Raw genomic sequence first — 23,391 nt, 5'->3', positions numbered from 1 at the left:
GCCGGTGGCCGTGCGCGCACGGACTCCACGATCGTGCTGTCTGCCGCCCGGCAGATCAACGGACTGGTGCGGCTCGGTGAAACCCTGCGTGCCGCGTTGAACAGCGTGGCGGCCCACGAGCCGCAGTGGCTGGTCGGCTGGGCTCCGGCTGAATGGTTCGACCGGTACGCAATCCGTTTCGAGGACACCCGGCTGCCCAAGGGGAAGGCCAAGCAGACCGAGCTGATCGAACAGATCGGCGTCGACGGGCTGAGACTTCTCACAGTCCTGCACGCACCCGACGCCCCTGCGTCCCTACGGCTGCTCGAGCGGGTCCAGACCCTTCGGCAGATGTGGATTCAGCAGTACTTCGTCGACAACGGACAAGTCCGTCGCCGGGACCTTAGGGAGCCCGAACCTGATCACACACGTCGCCACGACCGACTCCACCGTCCAGGACGTGCGGCTGGTCGCCCCGATCCACGCCCACCTCGCCGAGCGCGACCTTCTGCCTGACCGCCACCTGGTCGACGCGGGCTACGCGACAGCCAGGGAAGTGGTCACCGCCCGCCGGAATCACAAAGTGAACCTGGTGGGCCCGATCCTTGCCTCCACCAGCTGGCAGACCAAGGACGGCGGCTTCTCCCAGGCAGACTTCACTGTCGACTGGGAGAACCGGCAGGTGACCTGTCCCAACGGCGCGACCAGCAGCCGTTGGGCCGAAGACCGCTCCCAGGAGGGGGCAGCCGTGGTCCGCGCACGCTTCCCGACGGCTGCCTGCCGTCCCTGCAAGACCCGAGAGCAGTGCACCCGCTCCAACAGCAAGTGGGACATGGGCCGTCGGATCACCCTCCGCCCGCAAGCGGAGTATGAGGTGATCCAGCAGGCACGGGCCCAGGAAGAGACCCAGGAGTGGAGGGAGCAGTACGCACACCGGGCCGGTGTCGAAGGCACCATCTCCCAAGGCGTCCGATGCTTCGGCCTACGGCGATGCCGGTATCACGGTCTGGCCAAAGCCCGGCTGCAGCACCAGCTCACGGCCACCGCGATGAACTTCCACCGCCTCAATGCGTGGTGGACCGAAACCCCACGAGCCCGCACGCGAACATCTCACCTGGCAGCCCTACGGCCCACTGACTAGGCCCTTCTGGTTATGCCTGTTTCTTTGGTGTTCTGGCACACATTTCCGTGAGGGATCTGAAAGTCCCGCTACGGGCGGCGGCCACCTGTCGGCTGGCCGGCATCAACACCGCGCAGGGAGAGAACGATCAGCAGCGCGAAGGCTGCGAATGCGGCGCCTGTGCGTGCGTAGTTGAACGCCTCCCAGCGAGCCAGGATTTCGGCGTGATCGGCGGGTGCCGAGGTAGCTGCCCACTGCTTGATGCGGCCGTTGATGGGGACGTTGCCGAGACGGGTGATCAGGAAGGACGCCAGGGCAAGGAGCCCAGCCCCTCCGGCAAGCCGCCGTGAGGCACCACGCGTCATGACGGCCAGCGCGAGGGCGCTGAGCGCCGACATGCCCATGGCGCCTTGCATGGTGATGCCGTTCATCTGCATCAACTGGGTGTGGAAGGCCAGCCTCATGTCGAGCGGTACGGCGTTGAAGGTGGGGACGAGGTTGGCCGCTCCGTAGCCGAAGGCGCCGGCAAGGGCACCTGTGGACAGCAGGGAGAGGCCCTGGACAAGCCGGACGCGCATGCGGATCACTCCCCGCCCTTCGGTTCGCCGGGGGCGACGGCTCGCGTGAGCTGCTCAGCTCGTCGCAACAGGCCGTCGGGGGTGAACTCCGCGAACATGTGGACCCGTGTGGAAACCGGTCCGCCCTTGCGCATCCGGGCGTGAATCGTGAAGCGGGTCGCGATCCGATCTCCGTCCGCAAACGCCTCGTGCACCTCGAACCGGAACTCGCGCAGGTTCTTGCGCACCGGGCGGAGGTGAGCGACGAGGCGCTCCCAGTCGAGTGGTACGCCGTCGGCGACTTGAATGACGTCACGGGTGTAATACCTGGACATCAGGTCAGAGGCGTCTTCCGAGCCATGGACCACGGCGTCGGTAAAGGTCGTGAAGAAGTCGGCGATGAACTGCTCGGGAGGCTTCGCGGGGAGAGGATTCACCATGCTCCTGCCGTACGTGCGGGGCCACCCCCGCAACGATCTCTTACACGCCCGTAAGATATAGTGAGGCATCTATCTCTGACAAGGGTGTAAGAGTTGACTGCTTTCGAGACCCCGGGCGACTCCCCGCGAGTTCGGCCCCGCCGTGCCGACGCCGAGCGCAGCAGGGCCGCAGTGCTGGACGCCGCGGTCCGACTGCTGGCCGAGCGGCCCGACGCCGGCATGGCCGCCATCGCCGCCGCGGCCGACGTCACCCGCCAGACCGTATACGCCCACTTCGGCACCCGTGACGCGCTGCTTGACGCTGTCGCCGACCGGATCACGGACCAGGCCATGGCCGCGATGGACGAGGCGGAAGAGAAGAGTGGTTCCGCCCAGGACGCGCTACTACGACTGCAGGACATCGGCTGGCGGCTGTTCGAACGCAACCCGGTGCTCCTCCAGCTCGGAAGCACCCGCGCCGGCGCCGGCGCCGACGCCGACTTGGCCCGGCATGAGCCCGTCGCAGCCCGACTCACCCGGCTGATCGAGAAGGGCCAGGCGTCAGGCGAGTTCGACCCCGCACCGCCAGCCACCTGGCTGGTGGCCGCGGTCACCGCTCTCGGCCACGCAGCAGGCGACGAAGTCAGGGCGGACCGCATGTCAGTGGAAGAAGCGGCAACATGGCTACGGACCGCCACACTCGCCCTTCTGAGGTCAGGCTGAGCAACTCCGCACCTTAGGCGGCTTCTTCTGCCCAGGGTGCGAAGGGCTTATGACGGCCGGACACGGATTCGCCAACAGTGTCCAAGGTGCGGCGGGGGCCGGTTGGGGGCGCGGTGGCCGCCGTGGCGGTGGTGGCGCTCGCCCCTGACCCTGGCTTTGCCTTCGTCCTGCCCGTCGCCCGTGTAGCGGTGCCGCCCCACTCCCGTTGCTGCACGTGCAGGTTCTCGACCTTGCCCGCTGCAGGTAGCGCGCCGTGCGCGGGCATTGACGCGACGGTCCGGAAGGGCTCGGGAGGCGGCTGCCCGGAAGGCCGCCGAGAAGCGTTCTGGCACGGATCTGGCACGCGGCCAGTGACCACAGCGGACAGCAAAAGGGCCCAGGTCTCTGACCTGGGCCTTCTTCACGGAGCGGGTGACGAGAATCGAACTCGCGCTCTCAGCTTGGGAAGCGACGGCGCTTGCGCGACTGTATGGCCATTGACCTGCGGCGACTCATCGTGCTGGCGTCTTCGTGCGGGCCTGGTCGCGCCGCTGTTGACCATGATTGTCCGCTCGTGAGGGCGCGCCATGGGCACGGGCGCTAGAGAAGCCGGCTCCGAGGGCGCCGTCCGGTAGGACTCCGCGGTCGGGTTACTCCCCCAACGCGCCCATGGCCCGGTCGAGCAGCACGGCCAGTGGGACAGTACCTTCACAGGCCACCCACGCCGTGGCGGCCACGTCGAGGCAGGCGAGTGCGGCGGCGGCCAGTGCGCTCGGCCTGGTGTCCTCGGGCCGGTCTTGCTCGGCCCCCAGCCGCCGGGCGATCTCGGGCACCAGCAGTTCCTGCCAGCTCAGTTGCTTCTCGTAGTGCCCGGCGCGCAGGGACGGCGTCTCCTGCAGCATGCGCAGATAGGCGAGTGTCTGCTGAGGCGCCTGCTCGTTCGCCTGCGTGAGGACGTCGAACGCCCTGCGCAGCGCCTCCCAGGGCCGCTCGTCGTCGGGACGGGCGGCCAGCGCCTCCGCGATCTGACGGCCGGAGTCCACCAGGCGTCCCAGGACGATCTCTTCCTTGGTGCCGAAATACCGGAACAGACTGGCGCGCGACAGGCCCACCTCGGCGGCGATCTGGTCGACGGTCGTCCGATCGAACCCCTGCTCGATGAAGAGGCGGTGCGCCACCTCGACCACCTCTGCCTGAACCGTCGCGCGCATGCGCTCACGCAGGCCGGGCGGCTTGCGGGCGGGCTGGTCGGCGGTACGGGCATTCTCATTCATGCCAGAATGATACAGCAATGACTCATCTTGATACTGAGTATCAGATGTGATGCGCGGTCTCCCTGGTAGACCTCGATCCGCCCTCTGCTTGCGTGTGGGGTTGCATGAACGGTGCGCGGCTCGGGCTCCTGCGCGCGCCCGTCCGGGACTGAGCCCACCGGGGCCGAGGGCGTCTGGGTGTGGCGTGCGGTGGTGAACGGCGGGCACGGCAGAGCCGCTTCGCCCGCCGCTCGGCTCGACGGCCCGGTCGGCCTCGGAGTGCGTTGCGCAGACCGTCGCGCGCAAGCCGCCGGTCAGCCCGGGCTCCGCCGCGCGGAGTGGTCTCCCGTGGCCACTGACGAGGAGTGATTCAGGACGGCCCGCTGCTTCAGAGCAGCGCTGACCGTAACGCGGTGGAGCCCATGGGCAGGCCGGACGACCGGCGCGCCACCGCACGGGCCGGGATCGTGGGCGCCGTCGTGGACTCGCTGGTCGAGGTGGGCTTCACGGCGCCGACGACCCGTCACCGGCCGCCTCAAGGACGTGATCATCCGAGGACAGGTGGCTACTTCGGAACCTCGGCCGGCGCGTGTGCGGTCGTTCGCCGTGGAAGTGCGCACGCCCGGCGACCGCTCGCGTGGCTGTGGGGCGTGCGCCGGCCTTGGCCGGCGCTGCCGGCGCACGGTTATGCGGCGTTGCCCTGGGCCTGGGTGGAGATGTCGGCCCATTCCTCCCAGGTCTTCAGGCGCTCGGCGTAGACCTGTGGGGCGAGGTGGAGGGGGGCGGTGCCGAAGAAGACCCGCAGGGGCGGGTTGTCGGCGTCCGCGATCTTCAGCAGGGCCGGGCCGGTTGCGGCCGGGTCGCCGGATTCGACATCGCCCCAGGCGGCAGCCACGGCCGCGCGCAGGCCGTCGTAGGCGGGCAGTTGCGTGGCGAAGGTGGCGGAGGAGCCAGCCCAGTCGGTTTCGAAGCCGCCGGGCTCGACGAGGGTGACCTTGATGCCGAAGGCGGCGACCTCCTGGGCGAGGGCCTCGGTCAGGCCCTCCAGGGCCCACTTGGAGGCGTTGTAGCCGCCCAGGTTGGGGAAGGAGACGACACCGCCGACCGTGGAGATCTGCACGATGTGACCGCTGCCCTGGGCCCGCAGGAGGGGCAGGGCAGCCTGGGTGACCCACAGGGCGCCGTAGAAGTTGGTCTCCATCTGGCCGCGGACCTGCTGCTCCGTCAGCTCCTCGACCGCGCCGAACAGCCCGTGTCCGGCGTTGTTGACGACGACGTCCAGGCGGCCGAAGTGCTCGTGCGCCCGCTTGACGGCCTCGAATGCGGCGGCCTTGTCGGTGACGTCCAGTTTCAGCGGCAGGATCGCCGCGCCGTGGGTGGCCACCAGGTCCGCCAGGGAGTCGGTGTTGCGGGCGGTGGCCGCGACCCGGTCGCCGCGCTCCAGGGCCGCCTGGACGAACTGGCGGCCGAAGCCCCGCGACGAGCCGGTGATGAACCAGATCTTGCTCATGGGAAAGCACTTCCGTTCGAGGTGAAGTCTTATGAGGAGACTGTACATCTGGCTGATACTCGGTATCAAGAGGAGTCGCAGTGTCGATCGCGCTGCCGACGACGGTGCTGGTCGCGATGAACGTGCGCCGCGACGGCACGGACGCAGCAGCTGGCGGCACTGCGTGGTACCGGCGGCACATCCCGGCGTACGCCGAGGCTGCGGCCCAGAGATCTTCGTGGGTGTAACCGCCGTGAGCCTCCCCGCGCCGTGTCCCGGAGGTGTGCTCGCCGCAGGAATGTCCCGCGTGTCCGGCCGTCCACGACCGGTGCTCGCGGCGTGTTGAGGCGGGCTGACCGGGTGATCCCGGTCAGCCCGCCGTGGGAAGTGTTTCCTGCCGAAGGGATCGGGTGTCGTCAGGACAGCTTGATCAGGGTGTAGTCGTCGCAGTAACCGGCGTCCTTGTAGCAGTGGACCGCGGCCGAGGTGTTGGTGCTCCCGGTGGTGAAGAAGACGGGCTGTTGGGAGTGGGCGGTGGAGGAGGTGCGCAGGTAGGTCTCGGGTCCGCCGAAGCCCTTTACCCCGACGGCACGCAGCACATCATCGACCTGGGGCACACCCGGATCGCCTATCTCCGCGGCGAGGAGGACCTGGAGAGCACGTCCATCCGCTTCCAGGGCTTCCAGGACGCGATGCGGATCGCCGGACTCGACCGACCGGCAAGGGCGGGACCACGACGGCAGGGTCGCGAACACGCCGGCAGCGTGCCCGAACGGAGAGGCATGGATCGTGTCCATCACCCTCACGTCGGACTGAAGGCCACGGTCCCTGGCGGACTCGCCCCTGCCCGCATCCGCCGTGACTTCCGGCACATCCGCTGGAGGACCACCCACCCGGCCCGAGCACCGAAACCTTCACGGCCCCGGCCCCCGGACGACCGTGAGGCCGCAGGAACACCGCCCCAGCCCGATGCCCCGACGTGCACACACCGGCCACCGATAAATCGGGGGCTATGCCGAGGGCCTACCCTCCCGACCGCCCACGTGCCCTCTCGGCCTGTGACGGGTTCTCGGGCTGCCGGACGTTATGGCTGACAATGGTGTATCGCGGTGTGACAGGTGATGCTAGGTGCCGATGCTACGGATGCGGCGCTTGGTTGTGCTGGTCCGGGAGCTGAACCTGATCGGCAGTGCAAATCTGAGAGGGCGGCGGGGCGTGGAGTTGCTGGACGGGTCGGATCCGGAGGCTATCGGTGGTTATCCACTGCTGGCGCGGCTCGGTGAGGGTGGAATGGGGCGGGTGTATCTGTCCCGGACGGTGTCGGGGCGTCCGCTGGCGCTCAAGACGGTGCGTGCCGAGTTCGGACGGCAACCGGGGTTCGAGGAGCGGTTCGCGCGGGAAATCCGTAACAGCGACCGGGTGCGCTCGCCCTGGACGCCTGCGGTGGTGGACTACAGCCCGGCGGGGCAGCGCCCGCAGTGGCTCGCCACCGAGTACGTGGCAGCGCCGTCCCTGGCAGAGTGGGTGCAGCGGTACGGCCGGCTGTCCGAACAGTGCGTCCTGGCACTGGCGGCCGAGCTTTTCGGGGCGCTGGCAGCGGTACACGGGGCGGGGCTGGCCCACCGGGATGTCAAGCCGTCCAATGTGCTGTTGGGCCGCCGTAGTCCTCTGCTCATCGATTTCGGGATCGCGCGCGCGAGGGAGGACTCGCGTCACACGAGGACCGGCGGTGTGATCGGTTCTCCCGGCTACCTGGCACCGGAGCAGGTGAGTGCCGGGGAATCGGGTGCACCGGGTGACGTCTTCTCGCTGGCTACGGTACTGGTGTACGCGGCGACGGGACGGGGCCCGTTTTCCAGCCCGAACGACGAGTTCTCGCCTGCGGTGCTGCTCTACCGCATCGTGCATCAGGAGCCGAACCTCGACGGCGTTCCGGCGGCCCTGGTCCCGCTCTTGCGGTCCTGTCTGGCCAAGGACCCCGACCAGCGGGCCACGCCCGGCACCGTCAGCGTGCTGTTGGAACGCTTGGGCGGCCGGTGCGGTACCTGGCCGCAGGTGCTGCCCGAGGGGCTGGAGAGAGATCTCGCCGTGCGGGAGGAGGAGGCGCGAGCGTTGATCTCCGCAACAGTGCGACCGCCGTCTGTGGCGGCTGTGTCACCTGAGCCCGAAGACGGCCCGGCTTCCGCCGACGCAAAGACCGCCGTCCTGCCGCCTGTCGGCGCCGCGCGACGGTTGGTGTCCGGCCGTACCGGCCGGGCGGTCGCCGGGACCATGGCCGTGGCCTTGATGGCCGCGGCGGGCACGTTCCTCGTGCGGCATTTCTCCGACGATGACGCCTCCGACGGGACGCCTTCGCCGTCATCCACTGCCACCGATGACTCCTCCGACGGGACGCCTGCGCCGACATCCACTGCCACATCGCTTCCCGAGGCCTGGGCAGGTACATGGGTCGGCACCGGGCCGGGCAATCCAGCTCCTGACAAGCTCACTGAGCCCCGCACCAACCGGTTCGCCGTCACTTTGACTCTCCACCCGGCACAGCGAGGTGAGCTGGTGGGCAAGCAGGTCAGCAGGGTGACCGAAGTGAACACCAAACTTGAGGTGGGATGCACCGAGACCTTGCGACTGCAGGAGATACGCAAGGCCTCGATGGTCCTCGAGGCGGTCACCAGCCAGCCCACCGAACAGGGGGCTGATCTCTCCTGCCCCAACGGCAGTATCTACGTCGTCACGATGACCGGCCAAGACACCCTGGGCCTGCGCGACGAAGGTCACCAGTCCGCCGGGGCGCCGTCCACCCTCACCCGGCGCTGACGGCTGCGCCCGCAGACACGGCGGTGCCGAGCCCTGCGACCTCTGAGAGGGCGTTACTGACTTCGGCGTATCAGGGTTAGTGAAACCCGGTGCCCACCCGACGCGACAGCCGGGCCACCACCATTCCCACAACCAGCCCGCAACAGAGGAACAGCCCGCCGGAGAAACCGACGGACCGTCATGCAAGATCGAGGCTAAATTGGACTAGATGATCGTTTCCAAGGGATTAGGCCTGCCCGGCCCTGTCCTGGGGACGCGGATCTTCTCCAGGACCGTCTTGAACTGGGTGCAGTCCGCCCGCTGTCCCGGCGTGACGACCAGGGACAGGGGCCGGCAGCGGCCGTCGGCACTTAGGTGGAGCTTGCTGGTGAACCCGCCTCGGGAGCGGCCCAGGCCCTCACCTCCAGCACCACCTCCACCAGGCGGCGAACCAGGCTCTGCCACGGCGTCTCGTCCTGGTGTTCTGCCTGCTCGGCCCCCTCTGACGCGGGTGCCGGCGGTGGGTCGGTCCGAGCGCCGGCCGCATGTTGGTGAGCACGGACGATGGTGGAGTCGACCGAGATGTCCCAGTCGATCTCACCGGCCCCGTCGGCCGCGGCCTGGACCTGCTCGAGCAGGCGCTCCCACGTCCCGTCCGCGGACCACAGCCGGTGGCGTTCATAGACGGTCTTCCACGGGCCGAACCGTTCGGGCAGGTCACGCCACTGAACGCCGGTCCGCACCCTGTGCGGAATCCCGTCGATCACCTGCCGGTGGTCTCGCCATCGGCCACAACGCCTGTTACTGACCGGCAGGTACGGCCGCAGCCGTTCCCACTCGGCATCCGTCAGATCACCCCGCCTCATGTCCACATCAACGACGCCGACATGAAGTAGTCACATGACCCACCGGACAACTCCTGGGGCGGGCGTCCGATCAGGTGGCGGGGCTGGCGAAGCCGGTGTGCCTGAGTCGCTCCGGCCGGATCCGGCCTACGTTCGTAGGGATCAAAGGAGGCTGCGATGCCCGATCACCCGAACATCGGGGTGTTTCAGCGGGCCATGGAGGCGTTTTCGGCTGGCGACATGGAGGCGCTGGCGGAGGTGTTCCACCCGGATGTGGTGTGGCATCTCGGCGGCCACGGCCCACTGGCTGGCGACTACCAGGGCCGCGAAGCCGCATTCGCCATGTTCCGACGGGAATTCGAGCTGACAGGGGGCACCTATCGCCCCCGTCTCCACGATGTGCTTGCCAACGACAAGCACACGGTCGCCCTGCTCCACGTCACGGCCTCACGCGAGGGCAAAGAGCTCGACATGAACGAGACGATCATCTTCCACATCCAGGATGGTCGGATTACCGAAGCCTGGGGGCTGTGGTCCGACCAGAAGGCGTACGACGCGTTCTGGTCGTGAAACGACAAGGCCGCTTGCCGCGCGCGGGACCGCCCCCGGCACGGTGGCGGTCCCGCGTTCGTGGAAGTCCGGTACCCGCGCCAGAGTCGTGGAGCCGGCCAAGATCCACCGGACAGGGCCTAGTGGTCGTAGGCGGTCAGTGAGCGCAGGACGAGCTGGCCGGTGTGGTCGTTGTGCCAGATCGCGGCGGTCAGCGCGAGGACGCGCTGCATGACGCGAGCGATCACGCCGGCCGGTGTGCGGCCTCGGTGCTGTTCGAGGTTGAGCCGGCCCTTGAAGGTCTCGTTGACCGACTCGATGACCTGCCGCAACGGTTTGAACAGCGGGGCCCCAGGCCGTTCCGGCTCGCCCTTGCGGGCCGGCCGCAGCAGTCGGATGTCCTGCTCGGCCAACTGGTGCTCGAAGTCGCGGCCGAAGTAGTTCTTGTCGCCGATCAGCGTCTGTCCAGGCCGGGCGGCGACGAGGTGCGATTCGGCGGCGAGCAGGTCCAGCAGGGTCTCGCGTTCGTCGGCCTTGGCCCCGGTCAGGGCGAAGGCGATGGGCAGGCCCTGCAGAGTGCACACCAGGTGTCAGGCGCAGGCCCCAGAAGAAGCGACTGTGGCTGGCGCAGTACCCGTACTCGGCCCATCCAGCCAGGTCGGAGCGTTTGACGGTCCCGCGGGAGCGTCCGCACTCCACGGGCGTGGAGTCCACGATCCACACGTCGTCGCTCCATACAGAGGTGTCGGTGGCCAGGACCCGGGTAACCCCCGGCGGCAGCTCGGCGGCCTTGCGCAGGCGCTTGTTGTAGCCGGGCTGCTGCGGCAGGTAGGGGAAGAGATGCCGCAGGTGGGAGCGTGCATGGCGAAGCCACTTGGCCTCGGAGGTGAAGCCCGGCATGGCCTGCACCATGGCGAGCGTGACCAGTTCGGCATCGGTCACTTGCGGAACGATCCCGACGGCCGGACGGCAGGGCCCCAGATGCGGTGATGCCTTCAGCAAGTCGTCGGTCTTCACACAGAGTGCGGTGGCGAGGGAGTCCAAGTCTGGCGTCACAACCGAACTTTGGACTCCCTCGTTCCATGCGGGCAGCCGATCCGCTGAAATCGATCATTCAGGTGGTACGGCGGCTACTGCTCCTCGGCGGAGGGCCGCCGCACCTCAAAGTGGAAGCATCCGTACTCCAGTGCCCGGACGTGCACGAGTACCACGTCCGGGTCGCTGAACGCATCGTCGAAGGCTGCGTCGAAACCAGCCGTGGTGTCGACCGGAATCTCAAGAAGGCGGCCACCGGCGATATGGCCCTGGGCGTCATAGCGGCGCACCGTACGCAGGGCGCCCGGCCGGTCGAAGGGGTAGTCCTCGCCGGGGGTGAACCCACCGCAGTCATCGGCGTGAATGAAGACGGGACCCTGTTCGTCGTACGCGCCTGGAAGCGCACCCTCCGCGGCGGCCCAGCGTCGCAACGGAGCGTACGAAACAAGGGCAATCCGCTCGCTGAGCCTGATGGGGCGTAGGCAGCAGCGCAGCGGGGAGCCTGCGTCGTCGCGGGTCGCGATGTACGGGACGCAGGGACGGCCTGCGTCATCGGCAACACGCAGTTCCTTGAGGACGGCTGGGTCAACGGGGAGCACGGTGTACCTGGTCATGCGCCCATGCTGGCTCGACGCACGAGTGTCTGCTGGCAGGAAACGGACGTCACGTTCGTGCGTGCCCACACATAAAGCTGACCGGAAACGTCACACCCGCTGTACGCAGGCCCCTTACGATCCCCACCCCTTGGAATCGATCATCTAGACAACAAAGACAAACCCCAGGCCGCTGACCTGGGGCTTCATCATGGAGCGGGTGACGAGAATCGAACTCGCGCTCTCAGCTTGGGAAGCGACGGCGCTTGGGCCGGCTCTACGGCCGTGACATGCGTGGATTTCTACTCCTTGGACTGCTCGTGAGGGTCGGATCGCACCGCTGTCGACCGTGGTTGTCCGCTCTTACGGGCACGCTGTGGGCACGGGCACCACCAGCGGCCGGGTCACACGCGCGCGATGCCTGCGCCGAGCGGAACGCGTCGTCTCCCGGCCTGATCCGGGGTGTCCGTCGCGACTGCACATGCCGGATCCGACGCTCACACGTGGACCCCCGCGCATGTTGGTGAGCCGGCCCGCCCCGGGCGTGCTCCTGTTCAGGTTTGATCGTCGGGGTTGGCCAACTGGCAACTGGCGAGAGCCATGTGCCCCCGCAGCACCTCCAGCGCGCCGGCTTCGTCATCGCGTTCGATGGCATCAACGATCGGTTGGTGCCGGGCCGCGGACATGGGCAAGCGGCTTTGCTCTTTGCCGGCGCTTACCACGGTCACCCGGATGGGGCCTTCCAGATGTCGCCACGTCCTGACCAGCATGGAGTTGCCGGACAGCTCGCACAGCAGGAGGTGGAAGCCGAGATCGGCTTCGACCTTCGCCGCCAGGTCAGCGCCCGATTCGAAGGTGTCGTGGAGCTTTTCCAAGGCCTGGCGCAGGGCTTTGGCCGCTTCCTGCCTGCGCGGTGACGCGATGATCTGCGCCACCGCGAGCCCCTCCAGCGCCTCCCGGACCTGGAAGAGTTCCCGCACCTCGGTCGGCGTCAGCTGGGACACGCGCAGCATGCCGCGGGCTCCAGCGGTGACGAGCCCCTCCTGCTGGAGATGGCGCAGGGCTTCCCGTACCGTGCCGCGGCTCACCGAGAGGTGCTCGGCGATCTCGACTTCTCCGAGGTGGTCACCGGGGCGGTACTGGCCGGTGGTGATGGCCGTCCGCAGGGCCACGAGCGCGCGCTCCCGGAGCGTCTTCGAGCGGGTGAGACTGGACAGCGCCTGACCGGCCACGGTCGAACCCTCCTTTGACTCCACGAGCGGTCATTTTAGCCCGAACAGCGGTCATCTGTTGACAGTCGGCAAATTCTGCACCGATCCCTGCAGTGCGGGTTGACACGACTTGCCGTCGGGCTCAGCATCAATCCTCGACTGTTAACAGTCGACAGCCAAGAGGCCAGTCCGGAACGGCTGGCCCGCCAACGATCAAGGAGGATCGGCATGGCTGAGTCCAAGGCACCGCAGCAGGCGGCGCACGGGTCGCCGGAACGTGTGAGAGTCGCCGTCGGGTGCGGCGTGGGCGCGACCATCGAGACGTATGACTTCATCGGCTTCGGAACTGCCGCCGCCCTCTATTTCGGGGACGTGTTCTTCCCGGACTCCGACCCGCTGTCAGCCACCCTGCTGTCCTTCGCGACCCTGGGGATCGGCTTCGCCGCACGGCCGCTGGGCGGCATCGTCGCCGGTCATCTCGGAGACCGCGTCGGCCGCAAACCCGTACTGGTCGGATCCCTGCTGCTGATGGGCATCGCAACCGTGCTGATCGGCTGCCTGCCCACCTACCAGATGGTCGGGGTCTGGGCGCCCATCCTGCTGGTGGTCGTCCGCGTCATCCAGGGGCTCGCCTTCGGTGCCGAGTGGGGCGGCGCCATCCTGATGACCTTCGAACACGCCCCGTGGCGACGGCGCGGCCTGTACACCGGCATCACGCAGGCCGGCTTCCCGGTGGGTCTGCTCCTCGCCAACCTCGCCTTCCTGTTCAGCCGGCACACCCTGGACGACACCTGGGCCTGGCGCGTGCCGTTCCTGCTCAGTGCGGTCCTGATCGCCGTCGGCATCTTCATCCGGTTGAAGATCGACGAGTCGCCCCAGTTCGAGGCGCTCAAGGAATCTGGAGAGGTGGTCAAGAACCCGCTGCTGGTGGTGATCCGGGAGGACTGGCGCAACGTGCTGCGGGCCTTCTGCCTGCGGATCACGGAGACCGCGGGGTACGCCGTCTCGGTCACCTTCGTCCTGTCCTACCTGGACGACGGCGACGCCCCCGACATCTCGGGTACCACCAGCCTCACCGCCCTGGTGACCGCCGCCGCCATCGGCATCGCCGCCACGACGCTCTGGGGCCGTCTGTCGGACCAGGTCGGTCGCCGCCCGGTCTACCTGCTGGGCTGTGCGGTGAGCGCAGCATGGGGCATCCCGCTCTTCCTGCTCGTCAACACCGAAGCCGCGGCCCTCATCCTGATCGCCTTCGTGATCAGTTATGCCGTCTGCCAGAACTCGCTGGCCGGTGTCCAGGGGGCCTGGTTCTGCGAGTTGTTCGCCACCAATACCCGAACCGCAGGAACCTCCCTGGCCTACCAACTCTCCGCGGTGGTCTCCGGGTTCACTCCCATGATCGCCACCGCGCTCTACTCCGCCACCGGGTGGACCGGGCCCGCGGTTCTCTTCAGTCTCTACGGGCTGCTGGGCCTCGTGGCGGCGTTGCTGACGCGCGAGACGTGGGGGGTGAAGGAGCGCCGCGAAGCCGACCTGGCCGCTACCACATCCGCCGAACCCGCCCTGCCCGCCGCCAACTGATCAAGAGATGAGGATCAACGTGATGTCCACTCAGGCGCCCGAAACAGGGATGTCGTTCACCCGGCGCGCCGACGCCCTGAAGGACTCCGCCTACCGCATCCGTATGCACGCGCTGGACATGGGGGAGACCCAGGGCCAGGGCTACATCGGACAGGCGCTGGGCGTGGCCGACATCCTGGCCGTCGTCTACAAGGACGTCCTCAATCACCGTCCCGGCGAACCCGACTGGCCGCAGCGCGACAGGTTTCTGCTGTCGATCGGCCACTACGCCATCGCCCTCTACGCGGCGCTCGCCGAGGCCGGTGTGCTGGGCGTCGACGAACTCGCCACCTACGGAAGCGACGACTCGCGCCTGCCCATGTCGGGCATGGCTTCCTACACACCCGGCATGGAGATCTCCGGAGGCTCCCTGGGACACGGCCTGGGCGTGGCCACCGGCATGGCACTCGGCCTGCGCCACCAGGGCAGCGACGCGCACGTGTACAACCTGCTCTCCGACGGTGAACTGGACGAGGGCTCCACCTGGGAGGCCGCGCTCGCCTGCGCTCACCACGGGCTGGACAACGTCACCGCCGTCGTCGACGTCAACGCCCTCCAGGCGGACGGCCCGACCCGGGGCGTGCTGCGCACCGAGCCGGTGACGGCCAAGTGGGAGGCGTTCGGCTGGCACGCGATCCGCGTGGACGGCAACGACATCGACGCGCTCCTCACGGCCTTCGACAGCCTGCGCGGGCACCGCGGATCGCCGGCCGTGCTCATCTGCGACACCCGGATCGGGTGCGGCGTACCGATGCTGGAGACGCGGGAGAAGGCGCACTTCATGCGCGTCGAGGAACACGAATGGCAACTGGCCCGCGATGAGTTGACACAGCGTCACCTAGAGGGATCCGGCTCGGACCGTGCCATCACCCAGGGAGAGGGACCCGTTCGATGAACACATCAGCGTCGACTCAGGCCGCAGCCACGCCGACCGAGGCCCCGCAGCGCAGGCTCACCACCTCCGCCATGATCGCCTCGATCGCCGAAGAGGGCCAGCGCACCACCAAGGCCCCCTTCGGACACGCGCTGGCCCGGCTCGCCGACGAACGCCCCGACGTGGTCGGACTCTCCGCGGACCTGGCCAAGTACACCGACATGCACGTCTTCCGCGAGGCCCACCCCGACCGCTTCTTCCAGATGGGCATGGCGGAACAGGTGATGCTGGGCGCGGCCGCGGGACTGGCCGAGGTGGGCCTGACCCCGTTCGCCTCCACCTACTCCGTCTTCGCCACCCGCCGCGCCTATGACTTCCTGTGTCTCGACATCGCCGAGCCGCAGCTGGGAGTCAACGTCGTCGGCGCCCTTCCCGGCCTGACCACCGGCTACGGCCCCAGCCACCAGGCGACCGAGGACCTGGCCATCCTGCGCGGCATGCCTGGCCTGACGATCGTGGACCCCGCGGACTCGGTGGACATCGAACAGGCCGTCCCGGCACTGGCCGCCCACCCCGGCCCGACCTACATGCGGCTGCTGCGCGGAGCCGTACCCACCGTCCTGGACGAGTACGACTACCGGTTCGAGGTCGGAAAGGCGGCGCAGCTGCGCGGTGGACGTGACGTGCTGTTCATCTCCACCGGCCTGATGACGGTACGAGCCCTGACCGCGGCCCGGGAACTCGAAGGCGACCACGTGGACGTCGCCGTCCTCCACGTGCCGACGATCAAGCCGTTCGACCGCGAGACGGTGCTACGGGAGACCGCCAGGGGACGCCTCGTGGTGACCCTTGAGAACCACAGCGTTGCCGGAGGTCTCGCTGAGTCCGTGGCTTCCTGCCTGGCCTTCGCGCAGCAGACGGCACGCATCGTCCCGATCGGACTGCCCGACGAGTTCCTCGCCGCGGGCGCACTGCCCACCCTCCACGACCGTTACGGCCTCTCCGTCGCGGCGATCAAGGAGCGCGTCCGCCGAGAACTCTGAGCCCCGCGCACGACACCCGGGCTCACCCACTTCCCACTCATCAGGAGAACTCCATGGTCACCGACCACACCCCTCGCACCGCCGTCGTCACCGGCGCAGGCTCCCTGCGAGGCATCGGACGCGCCACCGCGCACGCCCTGGCCGCCGCCGGCTATCACATAGCCGTCCTCGACCTGGACAAGGAGGCGGCCGAGGACACCGCCCGGGAGATCACCGCCCGGCACGGGGTACAAGCCCTCGGCCTCGCGGCGGACGTCACCGACGCCGACGAGGTCGACGCCGCGATCGGGGAGACCGAAGCGGCACTCCCGCCGATCGGCGCTCTCGTCAACAACGCGGGGATCACCTCCCCGACCCGCTTCCTCGACGTCACGCCCACGGAATGGGACCGGATCTTCGAGGTCAACGTCCGCGGGAGCTTCCTGGTCACCCACCGCGTGGCTCCCGGGATGGCCGAGCGCGGCTTCGGCCGCATCGTCTTCCTGTCGTCCGTCTCGGCCGAGCGCGGGGGCGGAGTGTTCGGGGGAGTGGCCTACTCGGCGGCCAAGGCCGCCCTCCTGGGCTTCGCCCGGGCCCTCGCCCGCGAAGTCGGCCCGTCCGGGGTCACGGTCAACTCCGTCGCCCCTGGCCTGATCGACACCGATATCACGCAGGGGAAGCTGGACGAGGAGCGCAAGGCAGCCATGATCGCGGAGGTTCCGGTACGCCGCATCGGCGGTGTCGAGGACGTGGCCGACGTCATCGCCTTCCTGGCCCGTCCCGAGTCGGGCTACCTCACCGGTGCGACATACGACGTCAACGGCGGATCCCACATCCACTGAGGAAGCCCCGGCGCCCTGCCGGCGGCACCCTCCATCTGCACGAACCGGTTCCGGAGGGCGCCGGCCGCCCGGCGTTTGGGCGGATGCAGCACCGCTGACCTGCGCGGATTCGTTGTGCTGGCCCTGTTGTCCGGGCGTGATCACACCGCAACTGACCGCGGCTGTCCGCTCTTACGGGCACGCTGTGGGCACAGCTTCGTCCGTGACGCGGTCGCCGACGCGGTTTACCGTGAGACGGGCTCCGGAACGCCGCGTGATCATCGTCATCGCGGACACCTCCGGCCTCCTGGCCGCCCTCGACTCGACGCACCCGGAGCACGGGGCGGCGAACGAGGCGATCATGGCGGTCGGCCTGCTGGTCATGTCCCCGTTCCTGTTGGCGGAACTCGATCACGTGGCTACGCGTGAGCTTGCGCGAGAGGCGGCCGTCAGCGCGTTCGACGACCTTCACCGCTGGATGGGCCGGGGCCGGGTCGTCATGCCGGAGATCACAGAAGACCACCTGGGCGCGGCCCAGTCCATCCGCGTCCGCTACCGCGCCCTGGACCTGGACCTTGCGGACGCGGTGAACGTGGCGCCGGCCGCGGACTATGACACCGACGCGATCCTCACCCTCGACCGACGCGACTTCCGTGCCGTACGGCCCTTGGGCCGGCACAAGGCATTCCGGGGTCCTGCCTGATGACCTGCCGCTGTGACGAGGGCTGCCGGTTCGAAGTCCCCACTGCCGAAATGGGCTTCGGAAGCCGTCGCCTCCCCCGGGTACGCGACACTCCTTCGGACTGGCTGAGGGAACGACATGCTGAGGTCTTCTGATGCGGGGAGATCGCGATGCGAACGATGAATCCGCAGGTCAACGCTATGTTCTGACGCCGGAAGCGTTGTATGTGCGGCTGCCGTTCGACGTTCGTGCCCTCCGCGTGCCCAATCTTCGTGCGCTTGACGGGCTGCACACTCCCCAAGAAGCCTCGGCAAAGCACAAGCCCCAGGCCGCTGACCTGGGGCTTCAAGAAGAGCGGGTGACGAGGATCGAACTCGCGCTGCCAGCTTGGGAAGCGACGGCGCTTGCGTGCGGTCCGTGGCTCCGACCAGCGCAGATACCGGGCCCTTGGGGTGGTCGGGTGGGGCGGGTCGCACCGCTGTTGACCGTGGTTTTCCGCTGTTACGGGCACGCTGTGGGCACGGACGGCGAAGACCGTTGGGCAGAGTGCATGGGCGGACCGGCTATGCGTTCGGCCAGGTCCGGTCGGGCGGGCGGATGGGGAAGACCTTCGCATGTGTACAGGCCGTCGGTGGAGTTCGTTTCCGGCGACAGGATCGCATGCAGGCGGGTCAGTCCCTGCAACTCGGCCCTGGCGGCCACCACGGCGTCGACGGCTCCGGCGCTGCGGTGCCGGCCCCAGTAGGTGAGCATCTCCTGGACCTGCCATGCGCGGTCGTCGACGGGGGCCGGCGCGCCAAGTACCGGCCTCCGCACCCGCCCCCATGCTCACGACCCGTCAGCTGCCGCCGCCTGTCGCCCGATGGTGCTGGCTCGTGGAATCAGCCGGTGCGGCGCCCGGATCTCCATGCCCGGGACGGGCGTCGAGCTGCCGATCCGCTTGAGCAGTCGTTCCACCGCCGTCTCCGCGATCACCTTCTTGTCCGGGGAGACCGTGGTGACGGACGGATTGGAGTAGCGGCCGTCTTCGATGTCGTCGTAGCCGACGACGGCGATGTCCTCGGGGACGCGCAGTCCGCGGGAGGCCAGGGTGTGCAGGGCGCCCAGGGCGACCAGGTCGCTGTAGCAGAAGACCGCGTCGGGCGGTTCCTCCAGGTCGTCGAGCAGGTGGGCCATCGCGGTCGCGCCGTCGGAGCGGTTGAAGCGCGGGGTGGAGACGACGAGTTCCTCGCGGACGGGCAGACCGGCCCGCTCGTGCGCCAACCGGTAGCCCCGAGTGCGCAGTTGGGCCGCCTCGCCGGTGCGGTAGGGCTGGTCGCCGATCGCGGCGACGCGGCGCCGGCCGAGGCCGAGCAGATGCTCGGTGGCCTCCAGGGAGGCGGCGACGTCGTCGATGCCGACATGGTCGAAACCGCCGTCGCTGACCCGCTCGCCGAGCACGACCAGCGGCAGGCTCGGGTCACGCTCGGACAGATCGGACTGGGCGAGGCCGAGCGGGCTGAAGATGACACCGTCGAACAGCAGATGCTGGGAGCCCCGGCTGAGGAACAGCTTCTCGTGCTCGGCGTCGCCGTCCGTCTGGTCGATCAGGACGTTGTAGCCCTGCACCCGGGCCGCGCGGATGACGCCTTGCAGCAGTTCGGCGAAGTACGGCGTGTCCAGGTACGGCACCACCACGGCGATCTGGCCCGAGCGCCCGGCGGCCAGGTTGCGGGCCAGCACATTGGGCCGGTAGCCGAGCTTGTCCACGGCCTGCTGAACCCGGACCCGGGTGGCCTCGGCGACGGGCGCGTAGCCGTTGACCACGTTGGACACGGTCCGGCTGGAGACGCCGGCGAGCTCCGCGACGTCGCGGAGTGTAACGCCCTTTGCCATATGTCACCTTCATCCCAGATGTCGGTTTCAGCGCTGAAATTTTCCCTCAAGAGGTTTCCTGCGCCTCTTGCAGCGCGGCAACTTCTCGGTTAACACTTTTGCAGCGCTGCAGAGCGTAGCAGAAGGGCTTGATCCAAAGCGGATCGAGTACCCAGGGGTCGTGGCGTCATCGCGCCGCGGACCGGATCCCCGAGAGCGATCACGGGGATGACCAGTAGGAGCCGCAGTGGGACCAGCAACCTCTCACGGGCCGGGAGCCGCACCCGTCCTGACAGGGCATCACTCTTTACTCACCGCGGTCTGAGTCGTCGTCCGGCGCGCCCGCCGCGCTGATCACCGCTCCGTCCCTCCCCCTCACCGACGTCACGCACGCCCACCCTCCCGCGTCGACCGACGTCCGTCCGCCAGGATCCCTCGGCGGACAGCACACCTGAGCGCCTCGCGCCTGAAGCGCCCGCCCTGCACTCGAGCCGGCGTGCCCGCATGCCCTCGCCCCGTTCACTCCCTTCACGCCGGTCCTCCGTGTGCCCGGCGCACCTCCCCTCACCTCCCGTACTCCGTCCTGCCCTCGGGCACCACATCCAGGAGATCGCTCATGTCGTCCAGCAGAAAGCCCACGTCCCGTTCCCTCCGGCGGACCACGGTCGCGGCGACCTCCGCCGCCCTCGCCGGCGTGCTCCTCGCGGCCTGCGGCGGCGGGGGCGGCAGCACCAGCGGCGCGCAGAGCGGCCCCGTGCACATCAAGGTGTGGGCCTGGTACCCGCAGTTCAAGCAGGTCGTGGCGGAGTTCAACAAGACCCACAAGGACGTCCAGGTCGACTGGGTCCAGGCCGGCGTCGGCCAGGACGAGTACACCAAGCTGAAGACCGCGCTGAAGGCCGGCCAGGGCGCCCCGGACGTCGTCATGCTGGAGTTCCAGGAGCTGCCCACCATCCAGCTCACCAAGGGCCTGCTCGACATGGGCAAGTACGGCGCGAACGCGGACAAGGACAAGTACGTGGACTGGGCCTGGAAGCAGGCCTCCGACGGCGACCACGTCTACGCCATCCCGGTCGACGGCGGCCCGATGGCGATGATGTACCGGACCGACCTCTTCAAGAAGTACCACCTGAAGGTCCCCACGACCTGGGCGGAGTACAAGGAGGAGGCGGTCAAGCTGCACAAGGCCGACCCGAAGGCGTACATGACCGACTTCGGCAGCGACGAGTCGGCCGCCGGCTGGCGCCAGGGCCTGATGTGGCAGGCCGGTTCCCGCCCCTACACGTACTCGGCGAGCAAGCTGCCGGACATCGGCGTGAAGCTGAACGACGACAACGCCAAGAAGGTGTACGAGTACTGGGGCGACCTGGTCAAGAACAAGCTGGTCGACACCCAGTCGTACGCCACCACCGACTTCTACAACGGCCTCAGCACCGGCAAGTACGCCACCTACATCGCGGCCGGCTGGGGGCCGGGCTACCTCTCCAGCGTCGCCGCGAAGACCTCCGGCAAGTGGGCCGTCGCCCCGCTGCCGCAGTGGAACGCGGGAGACAACGCCCAGGGCGACTGGGGCGGTTCGAGCTTCGCGGTGACCTCGCAGACCAAGCACCCGAAGGAGGCCACCCAGGTCGCCCGGGAGCTCTTCGGCACCTCTCAGGCGGCCTGGAAGATCGGCATCGACCAGGCCTACCTCTTCCCGCTGTCCAAGCCGATCCTCAACGGGTCGTACTTCCAGGACAAGAAGTACGACTTCTTCGGCGGCCAGCAGATCAACAAGGTGTTCGTGCCCGCCGCGAACGGCATCGGGACCTTCGACTGGAGCCCGTTCCAGGACTACGCCTACAACACCGACACCGCCGAGGTCGGCAAGGCCCTCCAGGGCAAGACCGCCTGGTCGTCCGTCAACGACAACGTCCAGCAGCAGGTGACCTCCTACGCGGGCAAGCAGGGCTTCAAGGTCAGCCAGTAACCGGCCCGAGCCCCCGCTCACCAGGCCCCCCGCCGGCGCGCCCGCGCCCGACAGCTCCGCCGCCGGCGGGGGCCCGCACGACGCGCAAGGAGAAGTGATGAGCCTGCTCCGACAGCAGGGATCCACCGCGACGGCACCTCCACGTGCCGTCCCCGCGAGGGGACTTCGCACTCCCATGGCGGGCCGGCGCCCCGGCGGGCTGTCCGCCCGCACCCGGCACAAGGGCATGGGCCTGCTGCTGGTCAGCCCGTTCCTCCTGCTCTTCCTGGCCTTCCTGGTGGCCCCGCTGGCTTACGCCTTCTGGCTGAGCCTGAGGACCTCCACCCTGGTCGGCGGCGACCACTTCAGCTGGTTCGCCAACTACAAGCAGACCTTCACCGACCCGCAGTTCCTGTCCGGCGTGCGCAGGGTGGCCGTCTTCGGTGTGGTGCAGATCCCGCTGATGCTCGGCCTCGCCCTGCTGGGCGCGCTGATCATCGACGAGGTGACGAGCAGGCTCGCCAAGGTCTTCCGGATGACCCTGTTCATGCCGTACGCCGTGCCCGCGGTGATCGGCGCCCTGATGTGGGGCTTCCTGTACAGCCCGACCTTCGGCCCGGTGAACTCGATCAGCGACTCACTCGGTCTCGGCAAGGTCGACCTGCTGGGCCACGGTCTGATGCTGACCTCGCTGGGCAACATCGTGACCTGGCAGTGGACCGGCTACAACATGATCGTCCTGTACGCCGCCCTCCAGGGCCTGCCCCGCGAGGTCTACGAGGCGGCGAAGCTCGACGGCGCCGGCCAGCTCCAGACGGCCCTGCGCATCAAGGTCCCGATGATCTCCTCGGCGCTGGTGCTCACCCTGATGTTCACCCTCATCGGCACCCTGCAGTTCTTCACCGAGCCGCGGGTGCTGGCGCCGACCGCCTCCCAGGTGATCACCCCGGACTACACGCCGAACCTGTACGCCTACAACCTGGCGTTCCAGTATTCGCAGTTCAACTACTCCGCCGCCATCTCCTTCTCCCTCGGAGCGGTGGTCTTCATCGGCTCCTACTTCTTCCTGTTCGCCACACGCAAGAGGAGCGGACTGAAGTGACCACCGTCGCCGCACCCGCCGTAACCACCGCCCCGGCCACCGGCCGCCGCCCGTCCGCCGCCCGCGGACGCGTCACCGTCAACGTGGTGATGGTGGCGATGATCCTGTACTTCCTGCTGCCGTTCTGGTGGCTGGTCGTCGCCGCCACCAAGGACAACGACGCGCTGTTCTCCACCGCAGCCCTGTGGTTCCACTCGCCGGGCGCCTTCGTGACCAATGTCCGGCAGCTGTTCACCTACAACGACGGCGAGTACCTGCGCTGGATGGGCAACACCGCCGTCTACGCGGGCGTGAGCGGGGTGGGCGCCACCGCCGTGGCGACCCTCGCGGGCTACGCCTTCGCCAAGTACCGCTTCCCCGGCCGGAACGTGCTCTTCTCCAGCCTCCTCGGCGCCATCATGGTGCCCGCCACCGCCCTGGCCATCCCCACCTACCTGCTGCTGAGCAAGGTCGCGCTGACCAACACCATGTGGGCGGTCATCCTGCCCCAGCTGCTCAACCCCTTCGGCGTCTACCTCGTACGGGTCTACGTGCAGGAGTCCCTGCCGGACGAGCTGCTGGAGGCGGCCCGCATGGACGGCGCCGGCGAACTGCGCGTGCTGTGGTCGGTGGCGCTGCCGACCCTGAAGCCGGCGCTCGTCACCGTGCTGCTGTTCTCCATGGTCGGCACCTGGAACAACTTCTTCCTGCCGCTGGTGATGCTCAACAACGACAAGCTCTTCCCGCTCACCGTCGGCCTGCAGTCCTGGTACCAGGGAGCGCTGATCCAGTCCGGCGCCAACGCGCTGTTCACCCTCGTCATCGCGGGTTCCCTGGTGGCGATCCTGCCGCTGATCGTCACCTTCCTCCTCCTCCAGCGGTACTGGCGCGGCGGTCTGACCGTCGGAAGCCTCAAGTGAGCCCAGCCCTCCCTCTCTTTCTCG

General features: G+C 68.4%; 22 protein-coding genes and 5 pseudogenes. 15 read left to right on the top strand and 12 right to left on the bottom strand.

Features of this window, described 5'->3' with window-relative positions; all coding sequences use genetic code 11:
• Positions 1–33: 33 nt before the first annotated feature.
• Together ACZ6TU_RS06165 and ACZ6TU_RS06160 are read left to right on the top strand one after the other, a co-directional pair.
• On the top strand, positions 34–495 hold the full coding sequence (locus ACZ6TU_RS06165; protein ID WP_469547024.1) for a hypothetical protein: 462 nt from the start codon (positions 34–36) through the stop codon (positions 493–495).
• Complete coding sequence (locus tag ACZ6TU_RS06160) at positions 440–1,120, top strand: transposase (RefSeq protein WP_467674665.1); 681 nt, start codon at positions 440–442, stop codon at positions 1,118–1,120. Before ACZ6TU_RS06165 ends, ACZ6TU_RS06160 begins: the two co-directional genes overlap by 56 nt.
• A 68-nt stretch (positions 1,121–1,188) precedes the next feature.
• Here ACZ6TU_RS06160 and ACZ6TU_RS06155 read toward each other — a convergent pair whose 3' ends face one another.
• Together ACZ6TU_RS06155 and ACZ6TU_RS06150 are read right to left on the bottom strand one after the other, a co-directional pair.
• Complete coding sequence (locus tag ACZ6TU_RS06155; RefSeq protein ID WP_469547367.1) at positions 1,189–1,677, bottom strand: anthrone oxygenase family protein; 489 nt, start codon at positions 1,675–1,677, stop codon at positions 1,189–1,191.
• A gap of 5 nt (positions 1,678–1,682) precedes the next feature.
• Positions 1,683–2,096: a nuclear transport factor 2 family protein gene (locus ACZ6TU_RS06150; protein ID WP_469547021.1), complete on the bottom strand. Its 414-nt coding sequence runs from the start codon at positions 2,094–2,096 to the stop codon at positions 1,683–1,685.
• Positions 2,097–2,189: 93 nt separating this feature from the next.
• On the opposite strand from ACZ6TU_RS06150, the gene ACZ6TU_RS06145 reads away from it, so the two are divergent.
• On the top strand, positions 2,190–2,798 hold the full coding sequence (locus tag ACZ6TU_RS06145; protein ID WP_469547018.1) for a TetR/AcrR family transcriptional regulator: 609 nt from the start codon (positions 2,190–2,192) through the stop codon (positions 2,796–2,798).
• Between the two features lie 629 nt (positions 2,799–3,427).
• On the opposite strand, the gene ACZ6TU_RS06140 is transcribed toward ACZ6TU_RS06145, so the two are convergent.
• Both ACZ6TU_RS06140 and ACZ6TU_RS06135 read right to left on the bottom strand, forming a co-directional pair.
• On the bottom strand, positions 3,428–4,051 hold the full coding sequence (locus tag ACZ6TU_RS06140; protein ID WP_467674671.1) for a TetR family transcriptional regulator: 624 nt from the start codon (positions 4,049–4,051) through the stop codon (positions 3,428–3,430).
• Positions 4,052–4,715: 664 nt separating this feature from the next.
• On the bottom strand, positions 4,716–5,540 hold the full coding sequence (locus tag ACZ6TU_RS06135) for an SDR family oxidoreductase (protein ID WP_469547014.1): 825 nt from the start codon (positions 5,538–5,540) through the stop codon (positions 4,716–4,718).
• A gap of 80 nt (positions 5,541–5,620) precedes the next feature.
• Between ACZ6TU_RS06135 and ACZ6TU_RS06130 the strand changes: the two genes are divergently transcribed.
• Positions 5,621–5,767, top strand: coding sequence for a hypothetical protein (locus ACZ6TU_RS06130; RefSeq protein WP_467674674.1), 147 nt, complete (start codon positions 5,621–5,623; stop codon positions 5,765–5,767).
• A gap of 168 nt (positions 5,768–5,935) precedes the next feature.
• Here the strand turns inward: ACZ6TU_RS06130 and ACZ6TU_RS06125 are convergent, their stop codons facing one another.
• On the bottom strand, positions 5,936–6,274 hold the full coding sequence (locus ACZ6TU_RS06125) for a hypothetical protein (protein ID WP_469547387.1): 339 nt from the start codon (positions 6,272–6,274) through the stop codon (positions 5,936–5,938).
• Between ACZ6TU_RS06125 and ACZ6TU_RS06120 the strand changes: the two genes are divergently transcribed.
• Positions 6,170–6,613, top strand: coding sequence for a hypothetical protein (locus ACZ6TU_RS06120; RefSeq protein WP_469547365.1), 444 nt, complete (start codon positions 6,170–6,172; stop codon positions 6,611–6,613). The two genes, ACZ6TU_RS06125 and ACZ6TU_RS06120, sit on opposite strands and share 105 nt — an antisense overlap.
• A 64-nt stretch (positions 6,614–6,677) precedes the next feature.
• Positions 6,678–8,333, top strand: coding sequence for a protein kinase domain-containing protein (locus ACZ6TU_RS06115; RefSeq protein WP_467675181.1), 1,656 nt, complete (start codon positions 6,678–6,680; stop codon positions 8,331–8,333).
• Between the two features lie 228 nt (positions 8,334–8,561).
• On the opposite strand, the pseudogene ACZ6TU_RS06110 reads toward ACZ6TU_RS06115, so the two are convergent.
• Together ACZ6TU_RS06110 and ACZ6TU_RS06105 are read right to left on the bottom strand one after the other, a co-directional pair.
• Positions 8,562–8,735 (bottom strand): annotated as a pseudogene (locus ACZ6TU_RS06110) (transposase); the annotation flags it as partial.
• Between the two features lie 100 nt (positions 8,736–8,835).
• Positions 8,836–9,178: pseudogene (locus ACZ6TU_RS06105) on the bottom strand (IS5 family transposase); the annotation flags it as partial.
• 156 nt (positions 9,179–9,334) lie between these two features.
• On the opposite strand from ACZ6TU_RS06105, the gene ACZ6TU_RS06100 reads away from it, so the two are divergent.
• The gene (locus ACZ6TU_RS06100; protein WP_392360750.1) at positions 9,335–9,727 is read left to right on the top strand and encodes a nuclear transport factor 2 family protein; all 393 of its coding nucleotides are present in this window, start codon (positions 9,335–9,337) and stop codon (positions 9,725–9,727) included.
• 119 nt (positions 9,728–9,846) lie between these two features.
• Here the strand turns inward: ACZ6TU_RS06100 and ACZ6TU_RS06095 are convergent.
• The 3 genes and pseudogenes from ACZ6TU_RS06095 to ACZ6TU_RS06085 form a co-directional block, all read right to left on the bottom strand.
• Positions 9,847–10,762 (bottom strand): annotated as a pseudogene (locus tag ACZ6TU_RS06095) (IS982 family transposase).
• A 74-nt stretch (positions 10,763–10,836) separates the two neighbouring features.
• The gene (locus ACZ6TU_RS06090; RefSeq protein ID WP_467674677.1) at positions 10,837–11,355 is read right to left on the bottom strand and encodes a DUF1203 domain-containing protein; all 519 of its coding nucleotides are present in this window, start codon (positions 11,353–11,355) and stop codon (positions 10,837–10,839) included.
• 533 nt (positions 11,356–11,888) lie between these two features.
• A complete protein-coding gene (locus ACZ6TU_RS06085; RefSeq protein WP_467674678.1) occupies positions 11,889–12,566 on the bottom strand; it encodes a GntR family transcriptional regulator in 678 nt (225 codons plus the stop codon).
• Positions 12,567–12,773: 207 nt separating this feature from the next.
• Here ACZ6TU_RS06085 and ACZ6TU_RS06080 point away from each other — a divergent pair, with 207 nt between their 5' ends.
• From ACZ6TU_RS06080 to ACZ6TU_RS06060, 5 genes and pseudogenes are all read left to right on the top strand, one after another.
• Positions 12,774–14,126, top strand: coding sequence for an MFS transporter (locus tag ACZ6TU_RS06080; protein ID WP_469547007.1), 1,353 nt, complete (start codon positions 12,774–12,776; stop codon positions 14,124–14,126).
• Between the two features lie 22 nt (positions 14,127–14,148).
• Positions 14,149–15,060 (top strand): transketolase, encoded by a 912-nt coding sequence (locus ACZ6TU_RS06075; RefSeq protein WP_469547005.1) that lies wholly within the window; start codon positions 14,149–14,151, stop codon positions 15,058–15,060.
• On the top strand, positions 15,057–16,082 hold the full coding sequence (locus ACZ6TU_RS06070) for a transketolase family protein (RefSeq protein WP_467674684.1): 1,026 nt from the start codon (positions 15,057–15,059) through the stop codon (positions 16,080–16,082). The genes ACZ6TU_RS06075 and ACZ6TU_RS06070 overlap by 4 nt, the downstream gene beginning before the upstream one ends.
• A gap of 53 nt (positions 16,083–16,135) precedes the next feature.
• A complete protein-coding gene (locus ACZ6TU_RS06065) occupies positions 16,136–16,903 on the top strand; it encodes an SDR family NAD(P)-dependent oxidoreductase (protein ID WP_467674685.1) in 768 nt (255 codons plus the stop codon).
• 253 nt (positions 16,904–17,156) lie between these two features.
• Positions 17,157–17,601: pseudogene (locus tag ACZ6TU_RS06060) on the top strand (PIN domain-containing protein).
• A 623-nt stretch (positions 17,602–18,224) separates the two neighbouring features.
• On the opposite strand, the pseudogene ACZ6TU_RS06055 reads toward ACZ6TU_RS06060, so the two are convergent.
• Together ACZ6TU_RS06055 and ACZ6TU_RS06050 are read right to left on the bottom strand one after the other, a co-directional pair.
• A pseudogene (locus ACZ6TU_RS06055) lies at positions 18,225–18,350 on the bottom strand (PIN domain nuclease); the annotation flags it as partial.
• 42 nt (positions 18,351–18,392) lie between these two features.
• The gene (locus ACZ6TU_RS06050; protein ID WP_467674687.1) at positions 18,393–19,439 is read right to left on the bottom strand and encodes a LacI family DNA-binding transcriptional regulator; all 1,047 of its coding nucleotides are present in this window, start codon (positions 19,437–19,439) and stop codon (positions 18,393–18,395) included.
• A 595-nt stretch (positions 19,440–20,034) separates the two neighbouring features.
• Here ACZ6TU_RS06050 and ACZ6TU_RS06045 point away from each other — a divergent pair.
• The 3 genes from ACZ6TU_RS06045 (at position 20,035) to ACZ6TU_RS06035 (ending at position 23,367) form a co-directional block, all read left to right on the top strand.
• Positions 20,035–21,387 carry an ABC transporter substrate-binding protein gene (locus ACZ6TU_RS06045; RefSeq protein ID WP_469547000.1) on the top strand — a complete coding sequence of 451 codons (1,353 nt, stop codon included), beginning with the start codon at positions 20,035–20,037 and terminating at the stop codon, positions 21,385–21,387.
• A 97-nt stretch (positions 21,388–21,484) separates the two neighbouring features.
• Positions 21,485–22,468 (top strand): carbohydrate ABC transporter permease, encoded by a 984-nt coding sequence (locus ACZ6TU_RS06040; RefSeq protein WP_467674691.1) that lies wholly within the window; start codon positions 21,485–21,487, stop codon positions 22,466–22,468.
• A complete protein-coding gene (locus ACZ6TU_RS06035; protein WP_467674693.1) occupies positions 22,465–23,367 on the top strand; it encodes a carbohydrate ABC transporter permease in 903 nt (300 codons plus the stop codon). Before ACZ6TU_RS06040 ends, ACZ6TU_RS06035 begins: the two co-directional genes overlap by 4 nt.
• The last annotated feature ends 24 nt before the right edge of the window (positions 23,368–23,391 follow it).

Source organism: Streptomyces sp. NPDC052064 (assembly GCF_055585925.1).
The sequence above is the reverse complement of the archived record's forward strand: the minus strand, read 5'-3'. Positions and strand labels throughout refer to the sequence as shown.